Genomic DNA, 3878 nt, shown 5'->3' on the forward strand with positions numbered 1-3878 from the left:
AAAAAGCCTTTGCATGATAATGCCGCCTAGGGTACCCAGCTGTATCGTATCGTTATGATAAAAATTATTTAAGTTACGGCAATAAAAAGTTATATACTTATACTGCTTGGTATACCCGTCAAATTCTTTCAGTAGCGTTTCTATATCCTGCACGACTCTTATATCGCTTATTTGCACCTTACTTCCTTGCGTTTAAATTAAACCTGCCCGCTTAACATTACGACTTCGCATATATCTAGACTTGGCTCATTGTCTTTATCAAATCCTTTAGCGATTTGCAGTTTTACGCTTTTAGCGTATGAAGGCGAGAAAAATACCAGAGTATGCACCGGTCTTTTTTGCGACCTATCCAGGCTTTCGTATTTATCTAGCCTGGTAAAGTATCCAACTCCGCTTTCAGGTTCGCCTGCATTTTTATATGCTTGCTTGCAAGCCTTTTGAGGAGAGTTTGGGATTACAAATACCAAATTTATCGTATTTATGCCGTAGCGTAGCTCGAATTCTTTAAATTTATGGTCTTCGTTATAGTTTTGCTTTAGCTTTTTATCCAGTTCGCCGTCGCTAGGATTTTTGCCTTCGTTTAAATTTAGCCGTATTTGTTCAAAGCCCTCTTTGTTTTCAAATTTAGCGCCGTTTAGATAGTAGATATTTACGGGTAGGTTGTCTTTTTGCGAGGCGTAGTTTTTAAAATGTAGCCTTATGCAAGCAGAGTTGCTATTAGCGCTATCTTTGTCCGCATTTGAGATATTATAGCCGCCGATATTCCCGGGATCCGATATCCTAAGCTTGTTTGATTTTTTAGCGCAGGTTAGTATAGAGCCTCTATCGCTCCTACATAAATTTACGAAGTCTTGCATCAAGGCGTGATCGCCGTTTACGGTTTTTTGGCTAAGAGCGCCGCTTGGCACGAAAGCTACTCTGGTACAAGGAGAGTTCGCGCCGCAGCCTACTATGGGTAAGTTTATAAAATCGCATCCTAGTATCAGGGGTATGCCGTTTGATTTTATCGTTCTCCCTCTTACGCTTTTTAGCACCACCCTGCCGCCGTGTTCGCAGGTTATGATATCGTCTTCTATGACCGGATGTAGATACGAGAGGCCGGTTTTAACCGCCGTTTCGTCAAATGTTTTATCTTCGGGAGCGATTTGATTTAGCCCCTTTAGCTCTTTAGCCTTTTTACTGGCCGGTTTTAGCTTGATATTTAGGCTATCTTCTTTTATATCGTAGTTTAGTAGCCTAGCCTGAGAGTTTTTGTATAGTAAATTTAGCCCTCCTATGCCGCTATGCGTATCTCGGGGCTGAAATATATATGCGGCATAGCTTTCGCCAGCTTGGACATCCTCGCCGGCTTGGTTTTTAGGGGCAAGCGATAAGGAGGCCTGATTTGCGTCTTCTTTGTTTTCCGGATCGTTTTTATCTTTGTTTTCTTTAAAGTAAAGCTCGTAATCTTCTTTTTCCTCGCCCCCCGTTAAAAGCTTACTCATCATAAAGACTTTGGTGTTTAGATATTTAAAGCTTAAATTTATATCCTCTTCTACGCGTGCGACGTCAAACGTACTTTCGTTTTTTAAAAATATATCGCAGTTTTTATGGTAGATATGTATAAGCTCGCTAGGCTCAAACCTTATCATCTTTAAGAGCTGTTTTGCTTGGTACTCTTTATCTTCTTTGGACATATCTCCTAGCGCTTGGATGGAGGGCAGGATTATGCTTCTTTGATCCTCGTCTATCTCTTTTTTATATGCGCTCTGCGATTTTTTTGAGAGTACCAAATAGCGCTTCTTATCGTTAGATAGATATCTCCACCCCTCAAATTTAAGCTCATACGCGCTTTTGCAAATTTCTATCCTAGCCTCTATCCATTTTTCAAGCTCCGCGCTATCTTGCTTACGGCTAACGTATGGGCTTATGCCTTTATAAAAGCCCGATATATATGTGAGCCTATCTTTTGCTTGTTCTAAATCTAACTTTTTATCCAGAGTAAAAAATCTGCATCCATATATCGCAAACGTCAAATTTAGATCATCTTGCATGACCTCTGAGGCGAGCGTTTTTGCGTTGATATCCTTGATATCTTCTTTATCTATGATTTTTATCGGTAGATTATCTTGCGTATAGGCTAGCAAGCAGCTAATGAGATCTTCTACATTGGGTGCCGAGCCGATATCGTCGTATCCAAAGTCGTTTACATATAGGCTTACGGGATATATTACGCTTTCTAGGATTGAGATCTTTTCTTCTTCCATATTGCCTAGCCTCGGAAGGTTTTTTAGATAAATTTTATAAAACAGTATCTGAGAAGCTAGGGTTTGTAAGTAGTCGTTTAGATAGTTTAGAGCCTTTGCTATATCTTTATCTTTTATCTTGGCTTCGTTTTCGGGATGGTTTAAAAGATACTCCATCAGATATAAGCTCTCTACTAACTGCTTCATAAAGTGAGAAGCCTTTAGCACGTTTATAAGATGAAGTTTAGAGGTGTTTTGATAGTCGAATTTCTCCGTATAGTTTGCCATGCCGTATCTAAGGCCAAGATCGGAGATAACCGATACGCTTGGTTCAAATACCTGATTTGCGTCTGTTTTTACGGTATCTAAGCTAAACGTATTTTTATACTCTTCTTGTTTATCAAAGTATCCTTCGTCGTATTCGTCGTAAATTTTATGCATAACGGAGTCTATATGATGAACCTCTATACCAAGAGTATCTCCTTTACTGGCCTTGCTCATATTAGAGCTTACGTTTTGCTTATTTAGCTCCTCGCAGGCCGTTTTGTTTTCCTTTACGAGATCGACGCAATCTTCTAGCGTAGCCTCGTCTTTATCGTCTTTGCTAAAGCCGAAGAAGCTTTTTATCTTATCAAACGCCTTGCTAACCATACCGCCTATAAAGCCATACGGGTCTAGTATCCTAGCTACCCACCTTATGCCTTTATATATGACCTTGGCTATAAAGCCTAAAAACCTAAAAACGATAACTGGCAAGGATATCCATACGCCTCCAAAGCCAGGGGCGTTAAAGGTATATAGCTCCTTTACTTCGTTTGGATAGACCGAGCAATAAACCTGAGCCAAATGCCCTCCTAGCGAGTGACCGGCTACTACTAGAGGAGGGGTAGGAGCGTAGTTTGCATGGCAAGTAGCGTCGTAAGGGTTTGAAATCTCGATAATATCTTTAGTATAGCTTGATGTCTTTGATGTCTTAGGGCCATACGGGTTCTTATTTACCGAAACGGACTTTATAGCCTTATCCATATGATCCGTTATGCTTTTATAGATTTCGTCTTTTAGTACCTTAAGAGATACTATCTGATCCAGCGCCGCGCCCAAAAACGCTATCATACCGTCTGTTATAACTAGGTCTTTTATGCCAAGCTCCGTGCCTCTAAAGCCTATTACGTAGTTGTTAAATTTACTATCGTAAAAGGCGCTGGAAGAATACCCCGTGATAGAAGTATCTTTAACGTGATGAAGGAGTTCGTAACGGTTTACGAAGGATTTGGTGCGAAGGGATAGCTGATGTCTGTTCTCTTGATTAACGAAAATGTAAGGGGGTTTATCTTTATCTTTTGGCCTATGAACAAAGCTTTGAATTTCGTTGTTTATCTGTTTCTTTTCAGGCTTTTCGTCTATTTTACCGTTGTTACTCTCATCTTCCGGTTTTTCTATAACCATATCCTGATTAAACCTAGCTTCTATAGCTAAGGCATAGGCGGTGGGTTCGCCGATTTGCCTATTGTTATTTTTTGCCTTTTCCGTAAGCTCCTCTAGAGTATCGCCCTTAGTTGCATAATCCGCAAATTTCCACCTAGCAGGCGGCTCATCTTTAAATTTATCAAACCATCCGTCTTCTTCATTCTCGTTAATCCAGTGAAGCATAGC

1 protein-coding gene is annotated in these 3878 nt (G+C 40.3%); it reads right to left on the reverse strand.

The genetic code is table 11. The annotated features are described in order from the left end of the window. Nucleotides 1-197: 197 nt before the first annotated feature. Nucleotides 198-3878 (reverse strand): hypothetical protein (locus Q0200_RS10855; protein ID WP_297941092.1); only part of this gene is annotated, 3681 nt, incomplete at its 5' end.

The organism is uncultured Campylobacter sp. (genome assembly GCF_938045225.1).
In the GTDB taxonomy this organism is placed as follows: domain Bacteria; phylum Campylobacterota; class Campylobacteria; order Campylobacterales; family Campylobacteraceae; genus Campylobacter_A.